Below are 24,164 nucleotides of genomic sequence, written 5' to 3'. Positions count from 1 at the left end.
CGGCCCGCATCCTAGAACAGGCCGTCCAGCAGGCCGCGCTGGCGGCGCTGGATGATCGGCGTCTCGCCATCCTCCGGGGAACGGCCGAGGGCCGAGTTCTCCCGCAGGCGCTGCGATTCCTTCTGCGGGTCCACCACCGTGCCGGGGCGCGGCGGGTCCTGCCAGAACATCAGGCGCTCCACAACGTTCTGCTGCGGGCGATCGAGGCGGAGGCTCTCCTCGTCCACGCGGCGGCGGATGCTGTCGTCCACGTTCCCGGCGCCGGAGGCCCGGCCGGCCTGGGACAGCAGCGCGGCCTCGGCAGAGGAGGGGCGGTCCGTCCGGCCCTCGCCCAGAAGGGTCGCGGGGGCCAGGGTGCTCTCACCCCGCTCCCGCGCCGAGAGTTCCTGCGGGCGCACCGCGCCGGGGCGCGGCGGCGGCAGGTCGCCGAGGCTGGGCGGGATGGAGAGGGGGGCGCGGGTGACGACCTGGAATTCGTCCGGGGCGTCGCGGGTCAGGCCGAGCGTGCGCGCCGTGTCCCCGCCGCAGCCGGCGAGGGCCAGCAGGGAGGAGGCGAGCAGCGGGGCCAGGAGGAGGGGGCGAGAGGTCATGGCGGCCGCTTCTCTAGCAAGAATGTAAGCTGTGCGGGAACAGGGTGCGTTGACCTGTACGTTTCGTCATGCTGCCTCGCGCTCCGGCGGGCGCGCGGTCACGGCCTCGACCAGCAGCACGAGGACTCCGAGGACGATGGCGGCATCGGCCACGTTGAAGACGTACCAGTGCCAGTTCCAGGCATAGGCATCGACGAAGTCCACCACGGCGCCGAAGCGGGCGCGGTCGATCACGTTGCCCACCGCGCCGCCGACGATGGCGCCCAGGGCCAGGGCGGTGCGGGTGTTCTCGGCCTTGACCATCCAGCGGATGAGGAAGGCGGCGATGGCCGCCGCCAGGGCAGCCAGGGCCCAGGCGTGCCAGGGGGCGCTGCCGGACAGCAGGCCGAAGGTGACGCCGCGGTTCCAGACCATGGTCAGGTCCAGCCCGAAGGCGCCGCCGCCCAGCAGGTTCACGTTGCGGCGGAGGGGAAGCTGGAGGACTTCCAATATCCACCACTTGCTGGCCTGGTCCGCGACCAGGACCACCAGGGCCAGGATCAGGCCCCGGCGAAGGTTGCCCCGACTATCAACCAAGGCAGCCATCAGCCGACCGCCGCTTCGCAGCGCAGGCAGAGGCCGGGATGGGCGGCGGACCGCCCCACCTCCGGCAGCACGCGCCAGCACCGCTCGCACTTGTTGCCGGGGGCGGGGGCGAAGCGCACCGCGGCCTCCGGCGCCACTTCCGTGCCCTCGCCGGTCGGGACGCTGTCCAGCAGGGCGAGGTCGGAGGTGATGCAGAGCTCCGCCCAGGGCAGGTCGGAGAGGTCGGCATTCGCCTCGGCCAGCGCCAGCTCCGGCGCGGCCTGGAGGGAGGAGCCGATGACGCCCCCGGCCCGCGCCTTCTCCAGCGCGCCCGTCACCAGCCCGCGCACGGCGCGCACCCGCGCCCAGCGCTCCGCCAGGGCGTCGTCACGCCACTCCGCCGGGATCTCCGGGAAGGTCTGGAGGTGGACGCTGTCCGCGCCCTCCCCGAAGCGGGCGAGCCAGGCCTCCTCCGCCGTGAAGACGAGGACGGGGGCGAGCCAGGTGCAGAGGCAGCGGTGCAGGATGTCCAGCACCGTGCGCGCGGCGCGCCGGCGCGGCTCGTCCGGCCGGTCGCAGTAAAGACTGTCCTTCCGGATATCGAAGAGGAAGGCGGAAAGGTCGGAGGCGCAGAAGTTGTGGATTTCCGGCATCACGCCGGACCAGTCGTAGTCCTCCGCCGCCTTGCGTATGCGGGCGTCGATCCCTGCCACGCGGTGCAGGATGAAGCGCTCCAGCTCCGGCAGGTCCGCGTAGGGCACCTTCTCGGCGTCCGCGAAGCCCTCCAGGCTGCCCAACAGCCAGCGCAGCGTGTTGCGGATGCGCCGGTACAGTTCCGCCTGCTGGCCGAGGATGGTCTTGCCGATCCGCAGGTCGTCCGCGAAGTCCGAGTTCATCACCCAGAGGCGCAGGATGTCCGCGCCGTAGTCCTTCATCACCTCCTGCGGGGCGGTGACGTTGCCGAGCGACTTAGACATCTTCCGCCCGGACTCATCCAGCACGAAGCCGTGGGTCAGGATGGCCTTGAAGGGCGCGATGCCGCGCGTGCCCACCGATTCCAGCAGGGAGGAGTGGAACCAGCCGCGGTGCTGGTCCGATCCCTCCAGGTAGAGGTCCGCCGGGAAGGGCAGGCCGTGGTCCGGCAGGACGAAGGCGTGGGTGCTCCCGCTCTCGAACCACACGTCCACGATGTCCATGACCTGCTCGTAGTCATCGGGATTGCGCGCATTGCCGAGGAAGCGCGCGGCCGCGTCCGGCTTGTACCAGGCATCGGCCCCTTCCTCGCGGAAGGCGCAGATGATGCGGTCCATCACCGCGGGGTCGCGCAGCACCTCGCCGGACTTCTTCTCCACGAAGACGGCGATGGGCACGCCCCAGGCGCGCTGGCGGGAGATGCACCAGTCGGGCCGCGCCGCCACCATCGATCCGATGCGGTTGCGCCCCTGGTCCGGCACGAAATGCGTGTCGGCGATCGCCTGCAGCGCCTTGGCCCGGATCTGGTTCGCATCGTCCATGGCGATGAACCACTGCGGCGTCGCGCGGAAGATCACGGGCTTCTTGCTGCGCCAGGAATGCGGGTAGCTGTGCTTCAGCGAACCCTTGGCGGCCAGCGTCCCCATCATCTCGAGTGCGGCCCAGACGGCCTCGTGCGCCTTGAAGACGTGCAGGCCGGTGAAGCCGACGGCCTGCACCGTGTAGGTGCCATCGTCGCCCACCATCTCCGGCACCGGCAGCCCGTTGGCGCGGCCGAGGGCGAAGTCGTCCTCGCCGTGGCTGGGGGCGATGTGGACGAAGCCCGTGCCGGCATCGGCGGTGACGAAGTCGCCCGCCAGCATCGGCGTGTCGTGGTCATAGGCACCCTGGCCGGCGGCCCAGCCGCGCAGCGGGTGCGCCAGGATCGTGCCGGCGAACTCTGTGCCCTTGATGACCCGCCGCACGGAATGCGCGGCCAGCCCCGCCTCCTTCGCGAAGGCGGGCAGCAGGGAGAGGGCGATGATCAGGTTGTCGCCGGTGGCGAGGCGGGAGCCCTCCTCGATGCCGTCCACATGGACCAGCGCGTAGTCGATCTCCTCCCCGTAAGCCACGGCGCGGTTGGCGGGGATGGTCCAGGGGGTGGTGGTCCAGATCACCACCCGCGCGCCCTCCAGCCCCTGCGCCCGCGTGCTAACCACGGGGAAGGCGGCGTGCAGGGTGGGGGAGGTGACGTCGTGGTACTCCACCTCGGCGTCGGCGAGGGCGGTCTTCTCCACCGGGCTCCACATCACCGGGCGCAGGCCGCGGTAAAGGGAGCCGTTCATCAGGAAGCGGCCGATCTCCTCGGCGATCGTCGCCTCCGAGGTGAAGTCCATCGTGGCGTAGCGGTCTTCCCAGTCGCCCAGCACGCCCAGGCGCTTGAACTCCTCGCGCTGGATGTCCAGCCACTTGCGGGCATAGGCGCGGCACTCCTCCCGGAACTCCAGGATGGGCACGCTGTCCTTGTCCTGCTTCTTGGCGCGGTACTCCTCCTCGACCTTCCACTCGATTGGCAGGCCGTGGCAGTCCCAGCCCGGGACGTAGTCCGCGTCCTTGCCCGACATCTGGGCGGCGCGGTTGATCACGTCCTTCAGGATCTTGTTCAGCGCGTGGCCGATGTGCAGCGGGCCGTTCGCGTAGGGCGGGCCGTCATGCAGCACGAACTTCTGCAGCCCGCGGGACCGCTCCCGCAGCTGCCCGCGCAGGTCCTGCGCCGCCCAGCGCGCCAGCGTCGCGGGCTCCTTCTTCGGCAGGTCGCCGCGCATCGGGAAGGGCGTCTTCGGCAGGAAGACGGTGCCTCGGTAGTCGCGGGCTTCAGAGGCGGGGGCGTCGGTCATGGTCGGTCCGGTGTTCGGGGCGGCGCCCGGCCAGGGGGCGCGGCGAGAAGGGGGCTGCGGCGGCGTCTCCCGGCCCTCAGAGGAGGGCCGGGCCGGGAATTCGCGCGCAGGGGGGCCGGAAGAGCATGGGCGCCATATGCGGAGGGGGCGGGGCAGGGGTCAAGCGACCGGGCTCCCGCCGGGGGGCGGATCGGCTCCCCGCACGGGGCAGGGCTGGGCAAGCGGGCCGCCCGGCCACAGGCTGCGGCGGGATCCAAGAAAGGGAGGGGCCGTCCATGAAGGTCACCGCCATCCGTGCCTACCAGGTTGCCTGCGATATGCCGGAGCCGCTGGGGAATGCCCTGCAGGTGCTGCGCCGGCGCGCCGCCGTGCTGGTGCAGGTGGTGACGGACCAGGGCGTCTCCGGCTGGGGGGAGAACGCCTCCTCCCCCGTGGCGGCGGGGGCCTATGTCCGGAAGGTGCTGGCCCCCCTGGTCCTCGGCCGGGACCCGCGCGCCACCCTGCCGCTGCACCGGGCCATGCTGGGCACGCTGAACTACGACCGGCGCGGGGTCTCCCTTATGGCGACCAGCGCGCTGGACATGGCCCTATGGGATGCCCGGGCGAAGATCGAGGGGGTGCCGCTCCACGCACTGCTCGGCGGCGCGGTGCGCCAGCGGGCCACCGCCTATGTCAGCGGACCCTTCATGCGGCCCGGCGAGGACCCCTATGCCCGCGTGCCGGAGGAGGCCGAGGCCCATCGGAAGGAGGGGTTCCGGGCCCTGAAGCTCCGCAGCGGCCTCTCCCCGCGCGCCGATGCCGCGATCGTCACGAGGCTGCGCCGGGACCTCGGGGAGGACGTGGCGCTGATGATCGACGTGAACCGCGGCTACACGCCCCGCGCGGCGCTGGAGGCCGCCGACCGGATGCAGGAGGCCGGGCTGCTCTGGATCGAGGAGCCGCTCGCCCCCGACGACCTGCCGGGCTACCGCATGCTCTCCGGCCTGATGCGCACCGCCATCGCGGGCGGGGAGGCGCTGGCGGGGCTTCCCGCCTTCCGGGACGCGCTGATCGAGCGGACCTTCGACATCCTCCAGCCCGACCTCTCGGTCTGCGGCGGCTTCACCAGCGCCATGGGCATCGCCGCGCTGGGGGAGGCCTTCGGCATCCCCGTCATGGCGCATGTCTTCGGCACGGTCGTGAACTTCCACGCCTCGCTGCAAATGACCGCCGTGCTGCCGTCCCACCGGGCCGGGGATCCCTGGACCTATCCCTTCTTCGAGTACGACCGCACGCCGAACGCGCTGCGCCGGCTGCGCGGGGACCATCCCGTGGCCCCGGACGGGACGGTGGCGATCCCCGACGCGCCGGGGATCGGGGTCGATCTCGATCCGGCCGAGCTGGAGCCCTTCCTGCAGGAATACTGGGAGGAGGCGGTCTGAGCCCGCCTACTCCGGGCGAACATTGGCCCGGCGGATCACCTCCGCCCATTTGGCGTCCTCGGCCCGCAGGAAGGACGCCAACTCCTCCTCCGTGCCGCCGATCGGGTCGGCGCCCTGGGCGGTGAGCCGGGCCTGCATCTCCGGCGTGCGGATCATGCGCGTCACCTCCGCGTTCAGCCGGTGGACGATCGGCGCGGGGGTGCGCGGCGGCGCCAGGAGGGCGAACCAGAGGGAGGAATCATAGCCCTGCACCCCGGCTTCCTCGAGGGTCGGCACCTCCGGCAGCGAGGCGGCGCGGGCAGGGGTGGTGACGGCCAGCGCCTTGACCTGCCCCTGCCGGATCAGCGGCAGCGCCTGGACGATGGAGAGGATGCTGAGCTGCACCTGCCCGCTCAGCAGGTCCGTCAGCGCGTTGGCGCCGCCGCGATAGGGGACATGGACCATCCCGATCCCCGCCAGCCCGTTCATCAGCTCCATGGACAGGTGCTGGACCGATCCGGTGCCGGGCGAGGAATAGGTGACAGTGCCGGGCTTCGCGCGCGCCGCCCCGATCGCCGCCTTCATGTCGCCCGCGGCGAAGCGCGGATGCGCCAGGATCACCAGCGGCGAGGAGGCGACGAGGGTGACGGGCGAGACATCCCGCACGGGATCGTAGTCCACGCCGGGATAGAGACGCGGGTTCGTGACGTGGGAGGAGACCGTCATCAGCAGCGTGTAGCCATCGGGCGGCGAGGCGATCATGGCCTGGGTGGCGATGGTGCCGTTGGCGCCGCTGCGGTTCTCCACCACCACCGGCTGCCCCCAGGCGGCGGAGAGCTGCTGGCCGATGTCGCGCGCCATGATGTCCGCGCTGCCGCCGGCGGTGAAGCCGACCAGGATGCGGATGGGGCGGGTGGGATAGTCCTGCGCGGCGGCTGGAACGGCCGCCAGCAGGGCGGTGCCGAACAGGGCGCGGCGGCCGAAGCCGGGCGTGGGGCCGCGCAGGGTCGAATCCCTCATGGAATGTCCTCTCCGGTCCTTTTAGGCGGGGACCTTGAGGCAAGGCTCGGCTCCTGCTTCGCCCGAAGTCAAGGCGAACCGCCTTCCGCGCTTCCGCCTGGTCCTCGCGGCCCGTTACCCTGCGGGAATGGCGCTTTTCGAGACGATCATCGGCCTCCTCCTGGCGGCGGCCCTGCTCACGGCCCTGGCGCATCGGCTGCGCGTGCCCGCCCCGGCGCTGCTGGCGCTGGGCGGGCTGGCGGCCGCCTTCATCCCCGGCGTGCCGCTGGTCACGATCGACCCGCAGCTGGCACTGGCCCTCTTTGTCGCCCCCGTGCTGCTGGACGCGGCCTTCGACGCCTCGCCCCGGGACCTTCGCGACAATCTGATCCCCGTCGCGACCCTCGCCCTGGTGGCGGTGGGGATCACCATCGCCGCGGTGGCCGTGGTGGCCCGCTGGATCCTGCCGGAGATGCCCTGGGCCGCCGCCGTGGCACTGGGCGCCATCGTTGCCCCGCCCGATGCCGCCGCCGCCACCGCCGTGCTGCGGCGACTGAACCCGCCCCACCGGATCATGGTGATCCTGGAAGGGGAGAGCCTGTTCAACGACGCCAGCGCCCTGCTGGTCTTCCGCCTGGCCCTGGCCGCCGCGGCCACCGGCAGCTTCTCCCTCGCCAGCGCTGTGCCGATGCTGCTGGTGACGGCGCTGGGCGGCGCCGCGCTCGGCTGGGCGGCGGCGCGGCTCTACTTCGCCTTCACCCGCCGGGTCGCGCTGGAGATGCCGATCAGCGTGATCCTGCAGTTCCTCGGCACCTTCGGCGTCTGGATCCTGGCGGAGGCGCTGCACGTCTCGGCCATCATCACCGTGGTCGCCTACGGCATGACGCTCGCCCGCCACGCCCCGCGCAGCACCGGCGCCCGGCGCCGCATTGCGGCCTATGCGGTGTGGGAGGTGGCGGTCTTCGTGCTCAACGCCCTGGCCTTCCTGCTGATCGGGCTGGAGGTGCGCGTGATCCTCGGCCGGCTGGACGGGGAGTGGGAGGGGGTGATGCTGCTCGCCGCCGGCACCTGCCTGGCGGTGATCCTGGCCCGGCTGGGCTGGGTGATGTCCTACAACACGGCGGCCCGCTGGGCGCTCCGCCGCTTCGGCCCCTACGCGCCGCGCGGCCGGCCCCTGCCGGCGCCCACGGTGGGAAGTGGCCTCATCATTTCCTGGTCGGGGATGCGCGGCATCGTCACCCTCGCCACGGCGCTGGCCCTGCCGGAGGACCTGCCCTTTCGGGACCCGATCGTCTTCGCCGCGGTCTCCGTGGTGCTGGTCACGCTCGTGGTCCAGGGCAGCACGCTCGGCCCGCTCCTGAGGCGCCTCGGCACCTCGGAGGACGACACGGTGGAGGAGGAGGTGCGGCTGGCCCGGCTGAAGACCTCCAAGGCCGCCATGCACGCGCTGGAGGCGCTGCCCGCCTCGCCTGCGCGGGATTCGCTGCTGCGGGACATGAAGGCGCGCGCGAAGCTGGACGAGGCGCGGATCGAGGCGCCGGCGCCGGGCGGCACGGCGGCGCTGCAGGGCCGCGCGGTGGAGGCGGCGCGGGACGCGCTGGAGGCGCTGCGGCAGGACGGCACCATCGGGGACGATGCCTTCCACGTGCTGGAGGAGGAGCTGGACCTGATGGAGCTGGCGGCCGACCCGCGGGTGCGGCCGGTCTGATCCTCAGGCCTCGGGCGAGGCCCCTTCGGCCCGGGCTTCCTCAACGGGGGCGGCGGGCTCGCGGAAATACGGCTCCACCTTGCCCTGGAGCTTCATGGTCATCGGCTTGCCCTTGCGGTCCACGGCCTTGCCGACGGAGAGCCGCACCCAGCCCTCGCTGACGCAGTACTCCTCGACGTTGTTCTTCTCCACGCCCTTGAAGCGCACGCCGACGCCCCGTTCCAGCAAGGCCTGGTCGAAGAAGGGGCTGGAGGGATCGGCGGAGAGGCGATCGGGCAGGGTGTCGGTCATGGCGGGCCTCATCGGAGGGCAAGGCAGTCAGAAAGGTGGGGCGTGTTAGCGGGGGCGGTGCCGGAGTCCAAGCCCTGCCGGAGCGTTCACGCTCCCATCCTGACCTCGGCCGCCCCCGGCTCCAGGTTCACGCCGAGCTTTGCATAGAGCTCGGCCAGCCGGGCCTCGTAGGCGGCCGCGCTGAAGGTCGCGGCCCGGCGCTGCCCGGCCCAGGAGAGGTGCTCGCGCAGCTCCTCGTCCGAATCCAGGGCGCGGATACCCTCCACCATGGCGCGGATGTCGTAGGGGTTCACCTTCACCGCCGCGTCCCCCACCACCTCCGGAAGAGAAGCGGTGTTGGAGGTCAGCACCGGCGTGCCGAGGCTCATCGCCTCCAGCGCCGGCAGGCCGAAGCCCTCGTAGAGGGAGGGGAACAGCACGGATTTCGCGCCGCGGATCACGGAGACCAGCAAGCGGAAGGGCGCGTAGTCCAGCAGGATGATCTGCTCCCGCAGCTTGCGCTGGGTCAGCTTCTGCTCGCCGGACTGGGTCATCCAGCGCTGGTGGTCCTCGAAGAGGAGCCGCATCTCCTGGTCGCTCTTCCAGGCCTGCTTGCCCAGGATCACCAGCGGCGTCTTCACGCCGGAGACGAGGTGCGCCTCGATCAGCCGCCCCAGGTTCTTCTTCGGCTCGATGGCGCCGAAGAACAGGTGGTAGCCCTTCCACTCCAGCCCGAAGGCGCCGCGGATCTCGTCCCGCGCCTGGTCCTCCGGCTTGTTCGCCAGGGAAGCGGGCAGCTCCACGGACTGGTAGGTGTTCGTCACCTTCTCCTCGGGCGCGCCGAGCAGGTTGATGACGTCACGGCGGGAGGTCTCGCTGACCGTCACGATGTGGTCCGCCTGATTCAGCAACAGCCTGCACAGGCGGAAGTAGCGGCGCTTCTGGTCCAGCGTGGTGAAGGGCAGGCGCAGCGGCACCAGGTCGTGGAAGGTGTAGATGTTCCGTGCCCCGGGCATGCGGATCGGCAGCGGGTAGGTCCAGTGCGCCACGGCCGGGGCCGTGCCCTGCAGGCTCACCGGCACGGATTTCGGGAACATCTTGAACCGGTTGTGGGCGCGGTTGAACACGTCCTCGATGTTCCACAGCCGGTCGAAGTGGGGCATACGCCCGGCATAGGTGTCGGCAACGACCTTTCCGGTCACGGGAATGTGCGCGGCGGTTTCGCCGAAACCGGCGGCAAGCGTCCGGCGGAAGCGCCTGATCCGGCGTCCCAGGGTCATGCGCTCGATGGCTGGGTCGTCGAAGAAGGCGACCTCGCGCATCAGGTCGGTCCACTTGGGGCCGACGTGGCGGCCGTAGAGAACCTCCACCTCCGCGCCCGCGGCGCCAAGCCTGTATGAGAGATTACGGGCGTAGGTCGATACGCCCGTGCCGTGCTCCAGGGCGAGGTTGAAGCCGTCGATCAGGATTCTGGGGCGCATCGGCCGGACCCTATAGGCGATGGGGCGCGGCGGCCAACCCAGGGTTGCCCCTCCGGGGCGGCCGCACCGCGCGGGGATGCCGGGGCGCTGGCCTTGCCCGGCCCGCCGCGGCATGGTCCCCGCGGGCCGGAGGGGGATGGGCGTTGCCGGAGAGCCGAGGGGATGGGAATGCGGGCGCGCTGCTGGCCCGGGCCGACGACGCGCGGGATGCCGGGCGCTGGGGCGAGGCCGCGGAGGCCTATGGCGCCTATCTCCGCCTGCGGCCGGAGGATCGCGGCATCCTCGTCCAGCGCGGCCACTGCCTGAAGGAGGATGGCGACCCCGCCGGCGCCCTGGACCTCTACCGCCGCGCGGAGGCGATGCAGCCGGACGACGTGGACATCCACCTGCAGATCGGCCACGCACTGAAGCTGCTGGGCCGGCGCGAGGCGGCGGCGGAGGCCTATGGCCGCGCCCTCCTACTCGACCCCCAGGACGCGGCGGCCCAGGCGGAGTGGCGCGCCGCCCTGTCCCAGGTACCGGCCTCCCGCGGGGAAGGGCCGGTGCTGGACCTCTCTGACCTCGTCTCCTGGTTCTTCCACCGCCGGGCCCCCAGCGGCATTCAGCGCGTGCAGGCCGAGATCGCGGCCGCGCTGGCGGACCAGGTGTCGCTCTGCGCCATGCACCCGGAGGAGGATGGCTGGCGCGTGCTGCCGACGCCCCTGTTCCGGCGCCTCTACCACCTTTCTCGCAGCGGCGCGGACGCAAAGGATCCGGTCTGGCTCGACACGCTGGGGGTGCTGGAGGGGTGGCGACGCGCGGGCCCGCCGCTGCGGCCCGGGCCGGGCACCCTGATCCTGATGACCGGCAGCGCCTGGTGGCTGCCGCGCTACGCCACCGCCCTTCGCGCCGCCCGCGCCGCCGGGGCCCGCCACGTGCCGCTGCTGCATGATTGCGGGCCGCTGGTCCTGCCGGACCTCGCCGGGCCGGCGCTGCGGGCGGAGTTCGGGCGCTGGTTCTCCGCCCTTCCGGTGCTGGCGGACGGCGTTCTCGCCGTTTCCCACGCCACCGCCGCGGAGTACCGCCGCCTGATGGCGCGCCACCTGCCGGACTGGGCGGCGCCGCCGGTCCTCGTCGTCACGCCTGACGGGCGCGATCCCGCGGTGCCGGAGCCGGAGGAAGCCCCGGCCGCCGGGCCTCCCGGGCGCCGCCTGCCCCGGCTGCCGGTCCTGCGGGAGATGCCACGATCTTCCGTCCAGCGTGTGGCCGCCCACCCGGCGCTGCCGGAGGGGCCCTTCATCCTCCTCGTCTCCAGCCTGGAGCCCCGGAAGAACCACCTGCTGGCCCTCACCACCTGGCGGATCCTGCTGGACCGGCGCGGGGCGGCGGGCACGCCGCGCCTGGTCTTCGCGGGCCGGAGGGCGCCTGGCGACGGGCGCATCCTTGAGGCGCTGGCCGACGATCCCGCATTGGCGGAGCGAGTGACGCTCCTCCACGATCTGGACGACGCGGCGCTGGCCCGGCTCTACCGGGGCTGCCTCTTCACCATCTACCCCAGCCGGCATGAGGGGTGGGGGCTGCCTGTCTCCGAATCCTTGCTGCACCGGCGGGTGCCCGTGGTGTCGGAAATTCCCTCCCTGATGGAGAGCGGGCGCAACGGCGCCGTGTTCTTCACGCCCGGCAGCGCGGAGGACCTGGCCGCGACGGTGGAGGGGCTGATCGCCGATCCGGCGAGGCTGGCCGCCGCCGCCGCCCGCATCCCCCGCCATGGCGGCCTGCGCCCCTGGGCGGAGGTGGCGGAGGAGATGCTGGCCAGCGCCCGCCGCCTGGCGCGGGAGCCGCAGGACCCACCGCCGCCCCTGCCGCTCTCCGGCATTGTCCGTCTCGGCCATGGCGGCTCGCCCGGGCCAAGTTCCGCCCTGGCGCGCGCGGCCCAGTTGCCGGAGGGCGCCGGCTGGCTCCCGCCGGAGGAGTGGGGCGCCTGGACCCGGCCCGGGCGGGCCGCGCTGGCCTTGATTGCGCCCTTCGAGGGCCCGGCCCGCGTGACCGTCGCGCTCCGCCCGCCGCCTGGAGTGAAAGGGGCCGTGCGCCTGACCTTCGGCCGGAAAGGCGCCAGCGCCACGATAGTGGAGCGCCGCGCGGAAGCCGCGGGCGAGGTTGCGCTGGAGATCGGCCCGGGCGAGCCTGAACTGCGGCTCGTGCTGGAAGCCTCCCCCGGCGGCGAGCTGGAAGACGGCACTCGCGTGGGGATCGGCATTGTCTCGGTGGCGGTGATGCGCGCCGGAGAGGTGCGGGACCGGGTGGCCTATCTGGAGAACCGCCTGCTGGTTCCGGCGCAGCCGCTCTGAGCTTGCAAGGCCGGTCTGTCCCGGGGAGAGGAAGAAGGAATTCTTCCTCTCCCCGGACCCCTCACACTCATCTTTTTCTATCGGCTGGTCTGGGCTTCGCTGGCGGTGCGCCTCGGCTCGTGGAGCCGAGGCGACTGCAAGGGCAGGATGAGGCCCCTGGCATCAGCGCCACGCCGCAAGTCAGTCCCTTCGGCAGCCCGATGCAGGTCCAGGGTTGGACCTATAAGTCCAACCAGCCTCCTGGCGGGGATCCAAGGGGCAGAGCCCCTTGGGGGCCACCAGCGCTCAAACTGCCGCCGGCACATCCAGGTAAAGCCGGCGCAGCTTTTCCAAGAAGGGCGCTTCCCCCTTCTTCCGCGTGCCGGAAACGGGATCGGTGCCGAGGATGGTGTCGCTCGCCTCGTGGGAGAGGCCGCGGACATAGTCCAGGCGCGGGTCGCGCAGCGCGGCCACTTCCTGCGCCCCACCGCCCGCGCGCAGCACGGCGGCGGCCAGCACCCCGTCCTCCACCGCCTGGGTCGCACCCTGGCCGAGGGTGGGGACCATGGCCTGGGCGGCGTCCCCCAGGAACAGCGCCCGGCCGCCCGCCGCGTGGCGCTGGACCGGGGCTTCCTGCATGCGGGCCCAGTGGATGTCGCCGATCCCCGTCTCGATCCGGTCCAGCATCCAGGCGACGGCGGGGCTGGGCCTGCCGTTCGCGGGGGTGAAGAGGGCGCGCTGGAAGGCGGCGGTCCGCGCCTCGGCGGGGATGGCCATGTCGCCCTCCAGCGGGAAGGCTCCGGCGACGTAGGTAGCGTCGCCCGGCACCCGGAAGGCGAGGAGACGGTTTGGGCCCTGGAACCACTGGCCGTAGTCGTCGAAGGGGCAGCTTGTGGCGTCCTCCACCAGCATGCGCCAGATGCAGACGCCGAGCTGACGCGATGGCGGCTCCCCTGCCGTCAGGGCGCGCAGGCGGGAGTAGCGGCCGTCTCCGCCAACCAGCAGGTCGAAGCCGCCGTGCCGGGCCAGGGTGCCGCCAGATGTGCGAAACACAGGGACGAGGCGGCCGGCGGCGTCTTCCTCCAGCGCCTCCAGGGCGTGGCCCTGGTGGGCGATGGGGGCGATGGGCGCGCGCAGCACGCGGTACAGCTCGGACCAGCGGATGCGGACGCCGGGTTCCTCCGCCACCTCCAGCATGTCGAGGTCGAGCAGGGGCGTGCCGTCGCACAGCTCCACGATCCAGCGGCGCCAGGGCAGGGAGGCCGCGCGCAGCGCCGCGTGGCGGGCAGGGTTGTGCAGGCGCAGCGCCTTCAGCGCGTTGGGTCCGAGGTTGAGGCCGGTTCCAGCCTCCGCGTGCTCGCCCGCCGCCGCGCGCTCGAAAACGGAGACGTCCAGGCCGGGGGCGCCGACGAGCCCTTCGGCGAGGAGGGAGCCGGCGACGCCGCTCCCGATGATCCCGATCCGCATCACGCCACCTCCGCCGCGATCACCGCTACCAAGCCTCCGCCGGGCGGGCCCTGGTGGGCCGCGCCGCCGGAGACGAAGATCCGCCCATCCCCCGCCACGGCGGCGATGACGGCGCCGACCGCCCCGCGCAGGTGGCGCTGCGCGTCGATGTCCGTGTCGCCGAGCATGGTGTGGCGCTGGCCGCGGATGCGCAGGGTGCGGTCCGGCTCGCCCTTGGCGAGCACGGCGCGGATGCGCGGGCGCTGCGCCTCCGGCACGTCCGGGTCGGTCTCCAGCCCCGCGGCGCGGAAGGCGGACTGCACGGCGCGCAGGTCCAGCGCGTCCGCCATGGCGCGCACGGCCATGCGGAGGCCGGGCGCCCAGCCGGGGGCCTTGCCGAGCACCACCACCTCGTCCCGCTCCACCTCCACCCCGGCGGAGGCGCTGACGCGGGGGGAGAAGAGGTCCAGGCGTTCCAGAAGCGCGGCGCCGCGTGCTTCTTCCGCCGGCACGTCGCCCAGCGCGAGGGCTGCGCCCATAGCGCCGCCCGCGACGGAGCGCAGCAGCAGGCCGGGGCCGCCGGCCGGGGATTTCACCTGCACCAGGGCGATGTCGGAGGCATCGGCGATCCCCGCATCGGCCATGGCGGCGCGCACGGCATCGGCCACGCGGGCGATCTGGGCGTCGTTGCCCACGTCGCCGGGGGCGACCGGTGGGCCGAAGGCGGTGCCGATCGCCAGGCCGGCCTCGCCCGCCGCCTCCTCCACCGCGAAGACGACGTAGTGAGGGGAGAGGACGCCCTCCGTGCCGCCGGAGAGCACGCAGGGGATGCGGGCGGCCAGGTCCTCGGCCGCCTCACCGGTTTCCCGCGCCAGCAGCTGCATCAGGGACTGGGTAAAGTAGCCGCGGGTGAAGTCGTTCAGCCCCCCATTGCCCTCGGTCTTGCCGATGACGGCGCGGATGGAGGCAGCGGGGACGGTGCCCCCCGCGATCAGGGTGGCGAGGGCTGAGACGTCGCCGGGATGCGCCATGGGAAGGCGGTGGATGACGAGGCGCGGCACGGGGGGCTCCGGTGATGGCCCCCGGTGCCGGGCAAGAGGCGGGCCAGACTAGGCCAGGGGTGGCCAGCGATCCGCCCAGGGATGCGCCGCCTCGTACTCCGCCCCCACAGCCATCAGCACGGCATCCGACCCGGGCGGGCCGACGAGCTGGAAACCGCAGGGCAGGCCACCCACGGGATCGCAGGGCAGGGCGAGGGCGGGAAGGCCGCCGAGATTGGCGAAGTTGGTGAAGACCGCATGCCCGCGCGGCCCCACGGGCTGGCCATCGATCACCGGCGGGTGGGACTCCCCGGCCGACCAGGGCAGGGCGGCGGCGGAGGGCGTGAGGATGGCGTCGCACTCGGTCGTCAGGAACCCTGCGATCTGGCGCCTGAAGGCGGCCATCCCGTCCAGCGCCGCCATGAGTGCCCCGGCCGGCATGGCCCGCCCGGCCTGCGCCATGGCGAGGAGGTTCGGGGAACGGGGATCGGGATTCCCCGGCAGGGTGGAGAGCAGCCAGGCCAGCCCCGCCCCGCCGATGGCCCCGAAAAGGGGCAGGACTGTCTCCACGTCGAAAGGCGGAGGGCCTTCCTCCACCTCATGGCCCAGCGCGGCCAACCCGCGCGCGGCGGTGGCGACCGAGGCGGCGATGCCCGGGTCCACGGGATGGCCGGGGAAGTACGGCACGTAGCGGATGCGGAGCCGCGGCATCTCGTCCGGCGGCAGGAAGGGCGGCAGGCCGCGCGAGGCGGGATCCCGCACCGGGTCCGGCGCGGCCATGACGGAGAGGAGGATGGCGGCGTCGCCCAGGGTTCGGGCGATCGGGCCGATCACCTCTAGGTCCAGCAGGATCGGTGGCAGGCCGTCCGCGCGGGGCACGCGGCCGGGGGTGGGCTTCATCCCGACAAGTCCGGTGTGGGAAGCGGGGCGGCGGATGGAGCCACCCCCATCCGTGCCGATGGCGAGCGGGCCGAGTCCTGCGGCGACGGCCGCCACGGCCCCGCCGCTGGAGCCGCCGGGGGTGAGATCCGTGTTCCAGGGATTGTGGGTGGGGCCGAACAGGGCGTTGCTCGTGTAGCCCTCCAGCGTGAATTCCGGGACATTGGTTTTGCCGAGGATCACGGCGCCGGCCGCGCGCAGCCGCGCCACGGGCAGCTCGTCCCGCGCGGGGATGAAGTCGCGGTGCGTGGCGCTGCCCCAGCTACAGCGCAGCCCAGCGACGGGGATGTTGTCCTTCACCGTCAGCGGCACGCCGTCCAGCGGGCCCAGCGGGCAACCCGCCGCCCAGCGCGCCTCGCTGGCCCGCGCCGCCTCCAGCGCGCCTGCGGAATCGAGGGTGACAACCGCGTTGAGGGCGGGGTTCAGCCGCTCCGCCCGCGCCAGCACGGCCTGCGTCACCTCCAGCGGCGAGAGGATGTGGCGGCGGTAGAAGCGGACGAGGCCTTCGGCCGTGATCAGGCAGGGATCGATGGGAGGGGTGCTCCGGCGCTTGTGGCGGCCCGGTGCGCCCGGGCGAGGCCCTGATCCTTCCGGCACCGTTCTTGCTGCCAGGCAGGCGTGCCGCCGGGGTGCCCTCGGGCGGGAAGAGGAGCCTCCATGCAACAGAATCCGTCCCGCCGCCACCTGCTGGCCGCGGCCGCCGCGCTCTCCGCGGGCGGGCTGGCCCGGCCGCACCTGGCGCGGGCCCAGGCGATGCCGAAGCTGCGCTTCGCGCTGGACTGGGCGAAGCAGGGGCCCAACGCCTATGCCAGCATGGCGCTGGAGAAGGGGTATTTCCGCGAGGTGGGGCTGGACGCCTCGGTCGATCGCGGCTTCGGCTCCGGCCGCGTGCCGGTGGACATCGCCGGCGGTGCCTATGACATGGGGCAGGCAGACATCAACCCCGTCATCAAGTTCATGGCGGAGAACCCGAATTCGGGCCTGGTCGTCACCGGCATCTGGGGCGACCGCTCGCTGCTCTGCGCCGTGACGCGCGCGGATGGCGGGGTGAAGACGCCGAAGGACCTGGAGGGCCGCACGCTCGCCGCGCCGGAATCCGATGCGGGCCGCCAGCTCTTTCCCGCCTTTGCCCGGATGGCGGGCGTGGACCCCGGCAAGGTGAACTGGATGAGCGTGAGCCCGGAGCTGCGCGAGCCGATGCTGGTGCAGAAGCGGACGGATGGCGTGACGGGGGCCATTACCTCCGTCGGGATGTCCTTGAAGGCGCTGGGGCTGGACTTCCCGCAGCAGAACATCCTGTACTACCGCGACCACGGGCTGGACCTGCTGGGTACCGCCTACATCACGACCAGGGCCTTCGCCGAGAAGAACCCTGAGGTGGTGCGCAACGCGCAGCGCGCCCTGTTCCGCGGCCTGATCCAAGCCAACAGGAACCGTGCGGAGAGCATCGCCGCGCTGAAGAAGGTCGAGCCGCTGACGGATGTGGCGATCGAGACCGAGCGGCAGGCGATCAGCATGGAGCAGCAGGTCATCTCGGACCACGTCATGCGGAATGGGCTTTCCAACCCCGACATGGCGCGCTTCCAGAAGGCGATCGAGGCTGTGGAGACCGCCTATGGCATGCCGAACAGGCTGAAGGTGGCGGATATCTACACGGACGCTTTCCTCCCGCCGATCGAGGAGCGGCGCCTCTGACCTGCTGGCGGGGAGGGCAGGCATCCTCCCCGCCCGCCTTTGGCCGGGAAGAAGCCGCCGCCATGCTGGGCAGCTAGCTCCTGCTTCCCGGTTGGTATGGCAACAAGGCGCGCAACCGCGAGTTGCGCTAGCCGTTCAATGTTGCACCTTCGTGACCAGGGACGCCGCGCCCGGTGAATCGTCAGCACGGGGGGGGCAGTCAGAGCAGGGCCGCAACAAAACGCCAGAAGGGCTGGCGCATGCGACCGAACCGGTTTATGTTGCACTGCACAATAACCCGTCCCTGAGACGGGCAACAACAGCCGGCCATGGCCCATCCAGAAGGACGGAGCCGATGCAGCGTCGCCAACTTCTGCGCCTCACGGGCGCCGGGGTGCTCTGCACCCCAAGCATCCTGCGGTCTGCCCGCGCGTCTACCGCCGCGCCGGAGCCGGTGGATGTCGAGCTGATCCTCGCCGTGGACGTCAGCCGTTCCATCGACGCGGAGGAGCACGAGACCCAGATGCGCGGCTATGCCGCCGCCTTCCGCGACCCGGAGGTGATCCGCTCGATCAAGGGCGGCGGGATCGGCGCGATCTCCTGCACCCTTTTCACCTGGTCCGACAGCGACAGCCAGGAGGACCTGGTGCCGTGGATGCGGATCAGCGACGAATCATCGGCCGAGCGCTTTGCCGCCGCGATTGACGCCGCGCCACGCCGCACCTGGAGCTACACCTCCATCTCCGGCGCCATGGAGCACGCGCTGCAGCTCTACGCCCAGGAGCGGTTCGAGGGCACGCGGCGCGTGGTGGACATCTCCGGCGACGGCATGAACAACTCCGGCCGCCGCCTGGATGGGGTCCGCACCCGGATGCTGGACGAGGGGATCGTGATGAACGGCCTCGCCGTGCTGGACCGGGCGCCGGGCCCGGGGAACGGTGCCGCGGCGCTGGAGGACTACTACCGCGAAGAGGTGATCGGCGGGCCCGGTGCCTTCCTCGTGGTGGCGGAGGGGTTCGAGGCCTTCGATCGTGCCGTGCGCAGGAAGATCGCACGTGAGATCGCGGGGATTGAGGGTGGGCCGCGCTACGCCGCGATGCCCATGGTGGACCGGGTGTCCGCGTGAGCGGCAAGTCAAGCCTGTTCCTCAGTCTCGTCCTGCGTTACGCAATCTCATGCCCCGACTGACGATCGTCTCCACCCGCGACTACCGCCAGCACGTCCTCGAGATCGAGGAGCGCGGCAACGGTACTCATTCCGTGGTGGTGCATCCGCCCGCCCGGCTGGGCCGCTCGCGGGAAGTGCAGCCGGCAAGCGGTTCCACGCTGCTGATCGACCTCGTCAACCAGGCCAAGGCCGAGATCGACGAGGTGATGGGGCCGAAGCCCCCGCCGCGCCGCCCGCCGATGCGCCGCCGCTTCGGCTGATCTCCTAGACCGGATCGACCGGCGGCTGCCCGCGCAGCACCGCCGCCACGTTGTCCAGCGCCTTGAAGCCCATGGCGTCGCGCGTCTCCACCGTCGCGCTCGCCACGTGCGGCGTCAGGAACACGTTGGGCAGCTCCGCGAAGCGCAGATCGAAGGCCGGCTCCTGGCGGAACACGTCCAGTCCGGCGGCGAAGAGCTGGCCGGATTTCAGCGCATCGATCAGCGCGTCCTCGTCCACCAGCGAACCGCGCGCGGTGTTCACGAAGACGGCGCCGCGCGGCAGCAGGGCGAAGGTCTCCCGCGTCATCAGCGTGCCCGCCGCGCCGCCGGGCAGGTGTAGCGAGAGGATCTGGCAGCGCGGCAGCATTTCGCGCAGGTCGGCCACGTACTCCGCGCCCATTTCCAGCTCCGGCGCCAGGCGGGTGCGGTTGTTGTAGAGGATCTTCATGCCGAAGCCGCGCGCGCGCTGCGCCATGGCCCGGCCGATCCGCCCCATGCCGACGATGCCGAGCGTCTTGCCGCTGGGCTGGAGGCCCAGGTTGTCCGGCATGCCGAAGGGCTTGCGCCAGCCCGCGCGCATGATCGCCTCGTACTCGTGCCCGCGCCGGCAGGCGTTGAGCAGGAGCATGAAGGCGAGGTCCGCCGTGCAGTCCGTCAGCACGTCCGGCGTGTTCGTCACGATCACGCCCGCGGCCTTCACCGCCGCCGCGTCCATGTGGTCGTAGCCGACGCTGGTATTGGCGACGATCTTCAGGCCGGGCGGCAGGGCGGCGGCGTGGGCCGCATTGATCTTGGCCGATCCGCCGATCACCAGCGCGGCGAGGCCCTTCTCCGCCGCGATGCCGATCGCCTCGTCGGCGGACATGTCGTGGTCCGCGACGATGGCGCCGAACTCACGCCGCGCACGTTCGGCCACGGCTGGCGGCACGCGCCGCGCCACCAGCACGCCGCCCGGGATCATGCTCGTCGAGTCCACCGTCACGCTCCGTCTCAATGGGTGCTGCGCCGTCCGGCCTGGCAGCGAGGCCCGGGAAGGTCCCGGAGAAGGCGACCGCCAGCGAGCGCATGGTGTGGGCGCGCATCAGTGCCTCCGCCTCCTCGGCCGCGCCGGCCTCTATCCGGTCCAGGATCGCGGCGTGCTCCGCCTCGGCCAGCGCCCGCTCGGCCCGGTTGGCCAGCACGCGGCCGCGGCTCATCACGTGGTAGGCGCGGAGCGCGCGCAGCGTGCGGATCAGCAGGGCATTGCCGGTGATCGCGTGAAGGGTGCCGTGGAAGGCCTCGTTCGCCTCCTGCAGCCGCTCCGGGTCGTCCGCGGCGGTGGCGGCGCGGATGGCTTCCAGGCCGTCCCGCAGGGCGGCCAGGTCCTCCGGGGTCGCGTTGCGGGCGACAAGGCCGGCGGCCACGCCTTCCATCGAGGCGCGAATCAGGCCCATCTCCAGCAGCCGGCCCTCGTCCAGGGCGGCAACGAAGGTGCCGCTGCGCGGGCGGCTCTCCACCAGCCCCTCTCCCTCCAGCCGCCGCAGCGCCTCCCGGATCGGCTGGGCGGAGATGGCCAGGGCCGCGGCCAGACTGCGTTCCGACAGCTTTCGCCCCGGCGGCAGGGTGCCGTCCACGATCGCCTCGCAGAGGCGCTCATAGGCGCGCTCGGCGAGGGACGGTGCGTCGTCGGTGACGAGCGGCTGCAGGGGGTGGGGCACGCCAGACGCTATGGCAGTTTAGCAGAAACCCGCAAGGGTAGGGGCTCAGGCCAAGGCGGGGAGGCGCATCCATTCCGGCACCGCCGGGCGGAGAACCGCTTCTCCGCAGGCCAGCGCATCGGCCCGCGCGGCTTCCAGCCGCAGCAGGGCGAGGCCGCGCCCCTCGCGGCCGGAGCGCATGTCGCCGACCGTCGCGCCATCCATCATCACCGGCGTGTCGCGCGGGAGGAGAGGCCCTTCGACCACAACGGGCATCAGGCGGCGCTTCAGGAGGCCACGGTAGCGCGTGCGGGCCGTCAGCTCCTGGCCCATGTAGCAGCCCTTTTCCCAGGCAATGCCGCCCAGCTCGTCGAAGCCGGCTTCCAGCAGCACCGTCTTGTCGCGGTCCAGGTCCCGCGCGCCGTCGGGGAGGCCGAGCGCCAGGCGGTGGCGGTCGTAATCCGCCGGGTCGCCCTCCAGCGCCGTGCCATAGGTCCGCCAGCCCGCCGCCTCCAGCCGGGGGTCGCGGCGCGCCACGGCCGCCATGGGCGGCTCCTCGGCCCAGACGGCACCGACGGGCACCTCCCCCGAGAGTTCGGAGAGCGCGACCTTGGCGCGCAGGCGGAAGCGGGAGAGGCGCTCCACGACCATCGCCGCATCCGCCCGTGGCAGGTCCAGCAGGATGGCGTCGGGCGCGATCGCAGGCGCCTCGAACATCAGGAAGTCGCTCATCCACTTGCCCTGGGGGGAGAGGAGGGCAGCCCAGCGCATGCCTGTGCCCAGAGCCGCCACGTCGTTCGAGACGAGGCCCTGGAGGAAGGTTTCCCGGTCGGGGCCGGAGACGGCGACGAGGCCACGGTCGGGAAGAAGGGCGCTGGGCATGTTGGGGGAGATCGGGCGCGCCTGCCCGGGGTGCAAGCCGTGCTGGCCCCTTCCGCCCGGGGGCGTGCTACAAGCGCCGCGCCCATGCGGATCCTCTTTGTCACCTCCACCCGGATCGGCGACGCCGTCCTCTCCACCGGCCTGCTGGACCACCTGATCCGCACCCATCCCGGCGCGCGGATCACGGTGGCCTGCGGCCCGGTGGCGGAGGGCGTTTTCGCCCGGATGCCGGGCCGGGAGAGGACGATTGTGGTGACGAAGCGGGCATTGTCCCTGCACTGGATCGACCTCTGGGCGCAGGTGGCCGGCACGTTCTGGGACCTGGTTGTGGACCTGCGGGGTTCCGCGCTGGGCTACCTGGTGCCGGCGCGGCGGCGGGTGGTGATGCGGGGCGGGCGGCGGCCCGGGCACCGCATCGGCCACATCGCCGGGGTGCTGCGGCTGGACCCGCCGCCCCGCCCCGTGGCCTGGTTCGCGCCGGAGGATTCCGTGCGCATCGCGGCCCTACTGGGAGATGACCAGCCGATCCTCGCACTGGGCCCCACCGCCAACTGGGCGGGCAAGGTCTGGCCGGCGGAGCGCTTCGTGGCCCTGGCCGGGGCCCTGACCGCGGCCGGCGGCCCGCTGGAAGGCGCGCGCCCCGTCCTGCTGGGTGGGCCGGGTGGGGCGGAGCGTGCCATGGCGGACCCCGTGGTGCGCGCCCTGCCGGGGGCGCTGGACCTGATCGGGGCGCTCTCCCTGCCCGAGGCGGCGGCGCTGCTGGCGCGGGCGCGGCTCTTCGTGGGCAATGATTCCGGGCTGATGCACCTCTCCGCGGCGGCGGGGGCGCCGACGCTGGGCCTGTTCGGGCCCACCCCCGCCTCCGAGTACGGGCCGGTGGGCCGCGCCGCGCGGGCCGTGGTGGCGCCGGACGGGCGGATGGAGGGGCTTTCCGTCGAGATGGCGCTGGAGGCCGCAACGGCCCTGCTGCCCTCGCCCGTCGCGGTCTAGACTTCGCGGGCCGCAGCTGACCGGGAGCACCGCATGAGCCGAATCTCCGCCCTCATCGTCGCGCGCAACGAGGCGGAGCGGCTGCCCGACTGCCTTGCCAGCCTGGAGCCGGCGGACGAGATCGTGGTGGTGCTGGACCGCAGCACCGATGCCAGCCTCGCCATCGCCTGGAAGCGCGCGCACCGCGTGATCGAGGGCGCCTGGGCGACGGAGGGGGAGCGCCGGAACGCCGGGCTGGAGGCCTGCACCGGCGACTGGGTGTTGGAAGTGGAGCCGGACGAGCGCGTGCCGGCCGCGCTTTGGCCGGAGATCCGGCGGGTGGCGGAATCCTCCACCCATGCCTGGCACCGCCTGCGGATCGACAACCATGTGGGCGACCGGCTGATCCGGCGGGGCTGGACGGGGCGACTGGGCGCGGCCGAGAAGCCCGTCCTCTCCCGCCAGGGGGCCAAGCGCTGGCGCACCGGCCGCATGAACCCCGGGCCCGACTGGGAAGGCGCGGAGGGGCCGGCCATCGTCGCGTCCGGCCTGCACCGGGTGGTGGACACGGACGTTTCCGGCCTGCTGCGCCGGCTGGACCGTGAGACAGACCTCGAAGCCTCGGACCGGCTGGCCGTGGGGCGCCCAGGCAGCCTGCCCGCCGCCCTGGCCGGCTCCGTCCGCGGCTCCTTCGGCTCCTACTTCCGGCAGGGCGGCTGGCGGGAAGGGGGATGGGGCGTGCTGCTGGCCGTCTGCGCGGGGGTGGCGCCCGTGCTGTCCCATCTGAAGGCGCGGCTGGAGCCGGAGCGGCACCGGGACGAGGGCGCTTGATCCTCCTCCTCACCCAGAACTTCCCGCCCGATCCCGGTGGGATCGAATCGCTGATGGGCGGAATGGCCGGGGCGCTGGCCGATGGCGGGCGGGAGGTGCTGGTCCTGGCCGACCATATCCGCGGCCGGGGACTGAAGGAGCCGGGATGGCCGCCGGGGCTGGAGCTGCGCCGCTTCGGCGGGCCCCGCCCGCTGCGCCGGGTGTTGAAGGCCCTGGCCGCGCGCCGCGCCCTGGCCCGCCGGCCGGTGGAGGCGGTGATCGCCGATAGCTGGAAGAGCCTGGAGGTTCTGCCGCGCCCCCGCGTGCCGACCCTCGTGCTGGCGCACGGCATGGAGTTCCCGCGCGATCTCTCCGCCCGCAAACGAGGGCGGATCGAGGGGGCGCTGGCGAAGGCGGACGTGGTGGCGGCCAATTCGGCCTTCACGGCCGGGCTGGCGCGGCCCTTCCTGCCGGCCGGGGCGCCGGCCCTTTCCGTGGTTCTGCCGCCGATCGGGGCGCAGCCGGAGGCAGGGCAGGCCGACCGGGCGGCGGTGGCGGCGCTGCGCGGGGAGGGGCCGCTGATCCTCTCCCTGGCCCGGCTGGAGCCGCGGAAGGGCGTGGACATGGTCATCCGCGCCCTGCCGGCCCTGGCGGCGCGCCATCCCGGCCTGCGCCACGCGGTGGCGGGCGGGGGAGGGGATTTGCCGAGGCTGCGCGCCCTGGCGGCGGAGCTGGGCGTCTCGGAGCGGGTGCACTTCCTCGGCCGTGTGGAGGCCGGGATGAAGGCGGCCCTCTATGCCGGGGCCGATCTGTTCGCCATGCCCGTGCGGCGGGAGGGGAACTCGGTGGAGGGCTTCGGACTGGTGTACCTGGAGGCCGCCTGGCACGGGCTGCCGGCCCTGGCCGGGCGGGACGGCGGCGCGGCGGAGGCGGTGGTGGACGGGGAAACGGGCCTCGTCTGCGACGGCGCCGACGCGGCCTCGGTGGAGGCGGCCCTCCTCCGTCTGCTGGAGGATGCCGCCCTGTGCCGCCGCATGGGCGAGGCGGCTGCGCGGCGCGCGCGGGCGGAGTTCACCTGGGGGGCTGTGCTGCCGCGTTATCTGGCGCTGCTGGGCGCCGCAGGGCGGTAAGCCC

The 24,164-nt window shown here is 72.8% G+C and carries 21 protein-coding genes; 9 read left to right on the top strand and 12 right to left on the bottom strand.

The annotated features are described in order from the left end of the window. Positions 1–11: 11 nt before the first annotated feature. From NRP21_RS12965 to ileS, 3 genes are all read right to left on the bottom strand, one after another. The gene (locus NRP21_RS12965; protein WP_257716623.1) at positions 12–590 is read right to left on the bottom strand and encodes a DUF3035 domain-containing protein; all 579 of its coding nucleotides are present in this window, start codon (positions 588–590) and stop codon (positions 12–14) included. A gap of 66 nt (positions 591–656) precedes the next feature. Further along, a complete protein-coding gene (lspA, locus tag NRP21_RS12960) occupies positions 657–1,175 on the bottom strand; it encodes a signal peptidase II (protein WP_257716622.1) in 519 nt (172 codons plus the stop codon). Then, the gene (ileS, locus tag NRP21_RS12955) at positions 1,175–4,003 is read right to left on the bottom strand and encodes an isoleucine--tRNA ligase (RefSeq protein WP_257716621.1); all 2,829 of its coding nucleotides are present in this window, start codon (positions 4,001–4,003) and stop codon (positions 1,175–1,177) included. Before ileS ends, lspA begins: the two co-directional genes overlap by 1 nt. A gap of 275 nt (positions 4,004–4,278) precedes the next feature. On the opposite strand from ileS, the gene NRP21_RS12950 reads away from it, so the two are divergent. Then, entirely contained in the window at positions 4,279–5,424 is a 1,146-nt protein-coding gene (locus NRP21_RS12950) for a mandelate racemase/muconate lactonizing enzyme family protein (protein WP_257716620.1), read from the top strand. A gap of 6 nt (positions 5,425–5,430) precedes the next feature. On the opposite strand, the gene NRP21_RS12945 is transcribed toward NRP21_RS12950, so the two are convergent. After that, a complete protein-coding gene (locus NRP21_RS12945) occupies positions 5,431–6,423 on the bottom strand; it encodes a tripartite tricarboxylate transporter substrate binding protein (RefSeq protein ID WP_257716619.1) in 993 nt (330 codons plus the stop codon). Positions 6,424–6,457: 34 nt separating this feature from the next. On the opposite strand from NRP21_RS12945, the gene NRP21_RS12940 reads away from it, so the two are divergent. Further along, the gene (locus NRP21_RS12940; protein ID WP_257716618.1) at positions 6,458–8,110 is read left to right on the top strand and encodes a cation:proton antiporter; all 1,653 of its coding nucleotides are present in this window, start codon (positions 6,458–6,460) and stop codon (positions 8,108–8,110) included. A gap of 3 nt (positions 8,111–8,113) precedes the next feature. Here NRP21_RS12940 and NRP21_RS12935 read toward each other — a convergent pair whose 3' ends face one another. Together NRP21_RS12935 and NRP21_RS12930 are read right to left on the bottom strand one after the other, a co-directional pair. Next, the gene (locus NRP21_RS12935) at positions 8,114–8,401 is read right to left on the bottom strand and encodes a DUF3297 family protein (protein ID WP_257716617.1); all 288 of its coding nucleotides are present in this window, start codon (positions 8,399–8,401) and stop codon (positions 8,114–8,116) included. An 86-nt stretch (positions 8,402–8,487) separates the two neighbouring features. Beyond that, entirely contained in the window at positions 8,488–9,861 is a 1,374-nt protein-coding gene (locus NRP21_RS12930) for a glycosyltransferase family 4 protein (protein ID WP_257716616.1), read from the bottom strand. 143 nt (positions 9,862–10,004) lie between these two features. On the opposite strand from NRP21_RS12930, the gene NRP21_RS12925 reads away from it, so the two are divergent. Continuing rightward, positions 10,005–12,188, top strand: coding sequence for a tetratricopeptide repeat-containing glycosyltransferase family protein (locus NRP21_RS12925; RefSeq protein WP_257716615.1), 2,184 nt, complete (start codon positions 10,005–10,007; stop codon positions 12,186–12,188). A 285-nt stretch (positions 12,189–12,473) separates the two neighbouring features. On the opposite strand, the gene NRP21_RS12920 is transcribed toward NRP21_RS12925, so the two are convergent. Genes NRP21_RS12920 through NRP21_RS12910 form a run of 3 tightly spaced genes read right to left on the bottom strand, consistent with a single transcriptional unit; the run spans position 12,474 to position 16,189 of the window. Next, on the bottom strand, positions 12,474–13,634 hold the full coding sequence (locus NRP21_RS12920; RefSeq protein ID WP_257716614.1) for a flavin-dependent monooxygenase: 1,161 nt from the start codon (positions 13,632–13,634) through the stop codon (positions 12,474–12,476). Beyond that, entirely contained in the window at positions 13,634–14,674 is a 1,041-nt protein-coding gene (locus NRP21_RS12915) for a ring-opening amidohydrolase (protein ID WP_257716613.1), read from the bottom strand. The genes NRP21_RS12920 and NRP21_RS12915 overlap by 1 nt, the downstream gene beginning before the upstream one ends. 48 nt (positions 14,675–14,722) lie before the next feature. Beyond that, positions 14,723–16,189 (bottom strand): amidase, encoded by a 1,467-nt coding sequence (locus NRP21_RS12910; protein ID WP_257716612.1) that lies wholly within the window; start codon positions 16,187–16,189, stop codon positions 14,723–14,725. 60 nt (positions 16,190–16,249) lie between these two features. Here NRP21_RS12910 and NRP21_RS12905 point away from each other — a divergent pair, with 60 nt between their 5' ends. From NRP21_RS12905 to NRP21_RS12895, 3 genes are all read left to right on the top strand, one after another. Beyond that, a complete protein-coding gene (locus tag NRP21_RS12905; RefSeq protein ID WP_257716611.1) occupies positions 16,250–17,287 on the top strand; it encodes an ABC transporter substrate-binding protein in 1,038 nt (345 codons plus the stop codon). 334 nt (positions 17,288–17,621) lie between these two features. Continuing rightward, positions 17,622–18,392 (top strand): DUF1194 domain-containing protein, encoded by a 771-nt coding sequence (locus tag NRP21_RS12900; RefSeq protein ID WP_257716610.1) that lies wholly within the window; start codon positions 17,622–17,624, stop codon positions 18,390–18,392. Positions 18,393–18,441: 49 nt separating this feature from the next. Then, positions 18,442–18,693, top strand: a complete 252-nt coding sequence (locus tag NRP21_RS12895) for a hypothetical protein (RefSeq protein WP_257716609.1) — start codon at positions 18,442–18,444, stop codon at positions 18,691–18,693. 4 nt (positions 18,694–18,697) lie between these two features. Here NRP21_RS12895 and NRP21_RS12890 read toward each other — a convergent pair whose 3' ends face one another. The 3 genes from NRP21_RS12890 to ygfZ are packed head-to-tail and all read right to left on the bottom strand — an operon-like array spanning position 18,698 to position 21,251. Next, a complete protein-coding gene (locus NRP21_RS12890) occupies positions 18,698–19,654 on the bottom strand; it encodes a 2-hydroxyacid dehydrogenase (RefSeq protein WP_257716728.1) in 957 nt (318 codons plus the stop codon). Continuing rightward, complete coding sequence (locus tag NRP21_RS12885) at positions 19,587–20,390, bottom strand: GntR family transcriptional regulator (RefSeq protein WP_257716608.1); 804 nt, start codon at positions 20,388–20,390, stop codon at positions 19,587–19,589. Before NRP21_RS12885 ends, NRP21_RS12890 begins: the two co-directional genes overlap by 68 nt. Positions 20,391–20,435: 45 nt before the next feature. Continuing rightward, positions 20,436–21,251, bottom strand: coding sequence for a CAF17-like 4Fe-4S cluster assembly/insertion protein YgfZ (gene ygfZ / locus NRP21_RS12880; RefSeq protein WP_257716607.1), 816 nt, complete (start codon positions 21,249–21,251; stop codon positions 20,436–20,438). Between the two features lie 84 nt (positions 21,252–21,335). Between ygfZ and NRP21_RS12875 the strand changes: the two genes are divergently transcribed. The 3 genes from NRP21_RS12875 to NRP21_RS12865 are packed head-to-tail and all read left to right on the top strand — an operon-like array spanning position 21,336 to position 24,160. Then, complete coding sequence (locus NRP21_RS12875) at positions 21,336–22,241, top strand: glycosyltransferase family 9 protein (protein ID WP_257716606.1); 906 nt, start codon at positions 21,336–21,338, stop codon at positions 22,239–22,241. A gap of 33 nt (positions 22,242–22,274) precedes the next feature. Further along, entirely contained in the window at positions 22,275–23,051 is a 777-nt protein-coding gene (locus tag NRP21_RS12870; RefSeq protein WP_257716605.1) for a glycosyltransferase, read from the top strand. Further along, complete coding sequence (locus NRP21_RS12865) at positions 23,048–24,160, top strand: glycosyltransferase family 4 protein (protein ID WP_257716604.1); 1,113 nt, start codon at positions 23,048–23,050, stop codon at positions 24,158–24,160. Before NRP21_RS12870 ends, NRP21_RS12865 begins: the two co-directional genes overlap by 4 nt. Positions 24,161–24,164 lie beyond the last annotated feature (4 nt).

The organism is Roseomonas populi (assembly GCF_024594815.1).
Lineage (GTDB): Bacteria > Pseudomonadota > Alphaproteobacteria > Acetobacterales > Acetobacteraceae > Roseomonas > Roseomonas populi.
Note: the sequence above shows the minus strand (reverse complement) of the source record. Positions and strands in the feature narration are given on the sequence as shown.

Coding starts and splice junctions, on each gene's coding strand:
- NRP21_RS12965 (WP_257716623.1), bottom strand. CDS start 590: ATGACCTCTCGCCCCCTCCTCCTGGCCCCGCTGCTCGCCTCCTCCCTG.
- lspA (WP_257716622.1), bottom strand. CDS start 1,175: ATGGCTGCCTTGGTTGATAGTCGGGGCAACCTTCGCCGGGGCCTGATC.
- ileS (WP_257716621.1), bottom strand. CDS start 4,003: ATGACCGACGCCCCCGCCTCTGAAGCCCGCGACTACCGAGGCACCGTC.
- NRP21_RS12950 (WP_257716620.1), top strand. CDS start 4,279: ATGAAGGTCACCGCCATCCGTGCCTACCAGGTTGCCTGCGATATGCCG.
- NRP21_RS12945 (WP_257716619.1), bottom strand. CDS start 6,423: ATGAGGGATTCGACCCTGCGCGGCCCCACGCCCGGCTTCGGCCGCCGC.
- NRP21_RS12935 (WP_257716617.1), bottom strand. CDS start 8,401: ATGACCGACACCCTGCCCGATCGCCTCTCCGCCGATCCCTCCAGCCCC.
- NRP21_RS12930 (WP_257716616.1), bottom strand. CDS start 9,861: ATGCGCCCCAGAATCCTGATCGACGGCTTCAACCTCGCCCTGGAGCAC.
- NRP21_RS12920 (WP_257716614.1), bottom strand. CDS start 13,634: ATGCGGATCGGGATCATCGGGAGCGGCGTCGCCGGCTCCCTCCTCGCC.
- NRP21_RS12905 (WP_257716611.1), top strand. CDS start 16,250: ATGCAACAGAATCCGTCCCGCCGCCACCTGCTGGCCGCGGCCGCCGCG.
- NRP21_RS12900 (WP_257716610.1), top strand. CDS start 17,622: ATGCAGCGTCGCCAACTTCTGCGCCTCACGGGCGCCGGGGTGCTCTGC.
- NRP21_RS12895 (WP_257716609.1), top strand. CDS start 18,442: ATGCCCCGACTGACGATCGTCTCCACCCGCGACTACCGCCAGCACGTC.
- NRP21_RS12890 (WP_257716728.1), bottom strand. CDS start 19,654: ATGATCCCGGGCGGCGTGCTGGTGGCGCGGCGCGTGCCGCCAGCCGTG.
- ygfZ (WP_257716607.1), bottom strand. CDS start 21,251: ATGCCCAGCGCCCTTCTTCCCGACCGTGGCCTCGTCGCCGTCTCCGGC.
- NRP21_RS12875 (WP_257716606.1), top strand. CDS start 21,336: ATGCGGATCCTCTTTGTCACCTCCACCCGGATCGGCGACGCCGTCCTC.
- NRP21_RS12870 (WP_257716605.1), top strand. CDS start 22,275: ATGAGCCGAATCTCCGCCCTCATCGTCGCGCGCAACGAGGCGGAGCGG.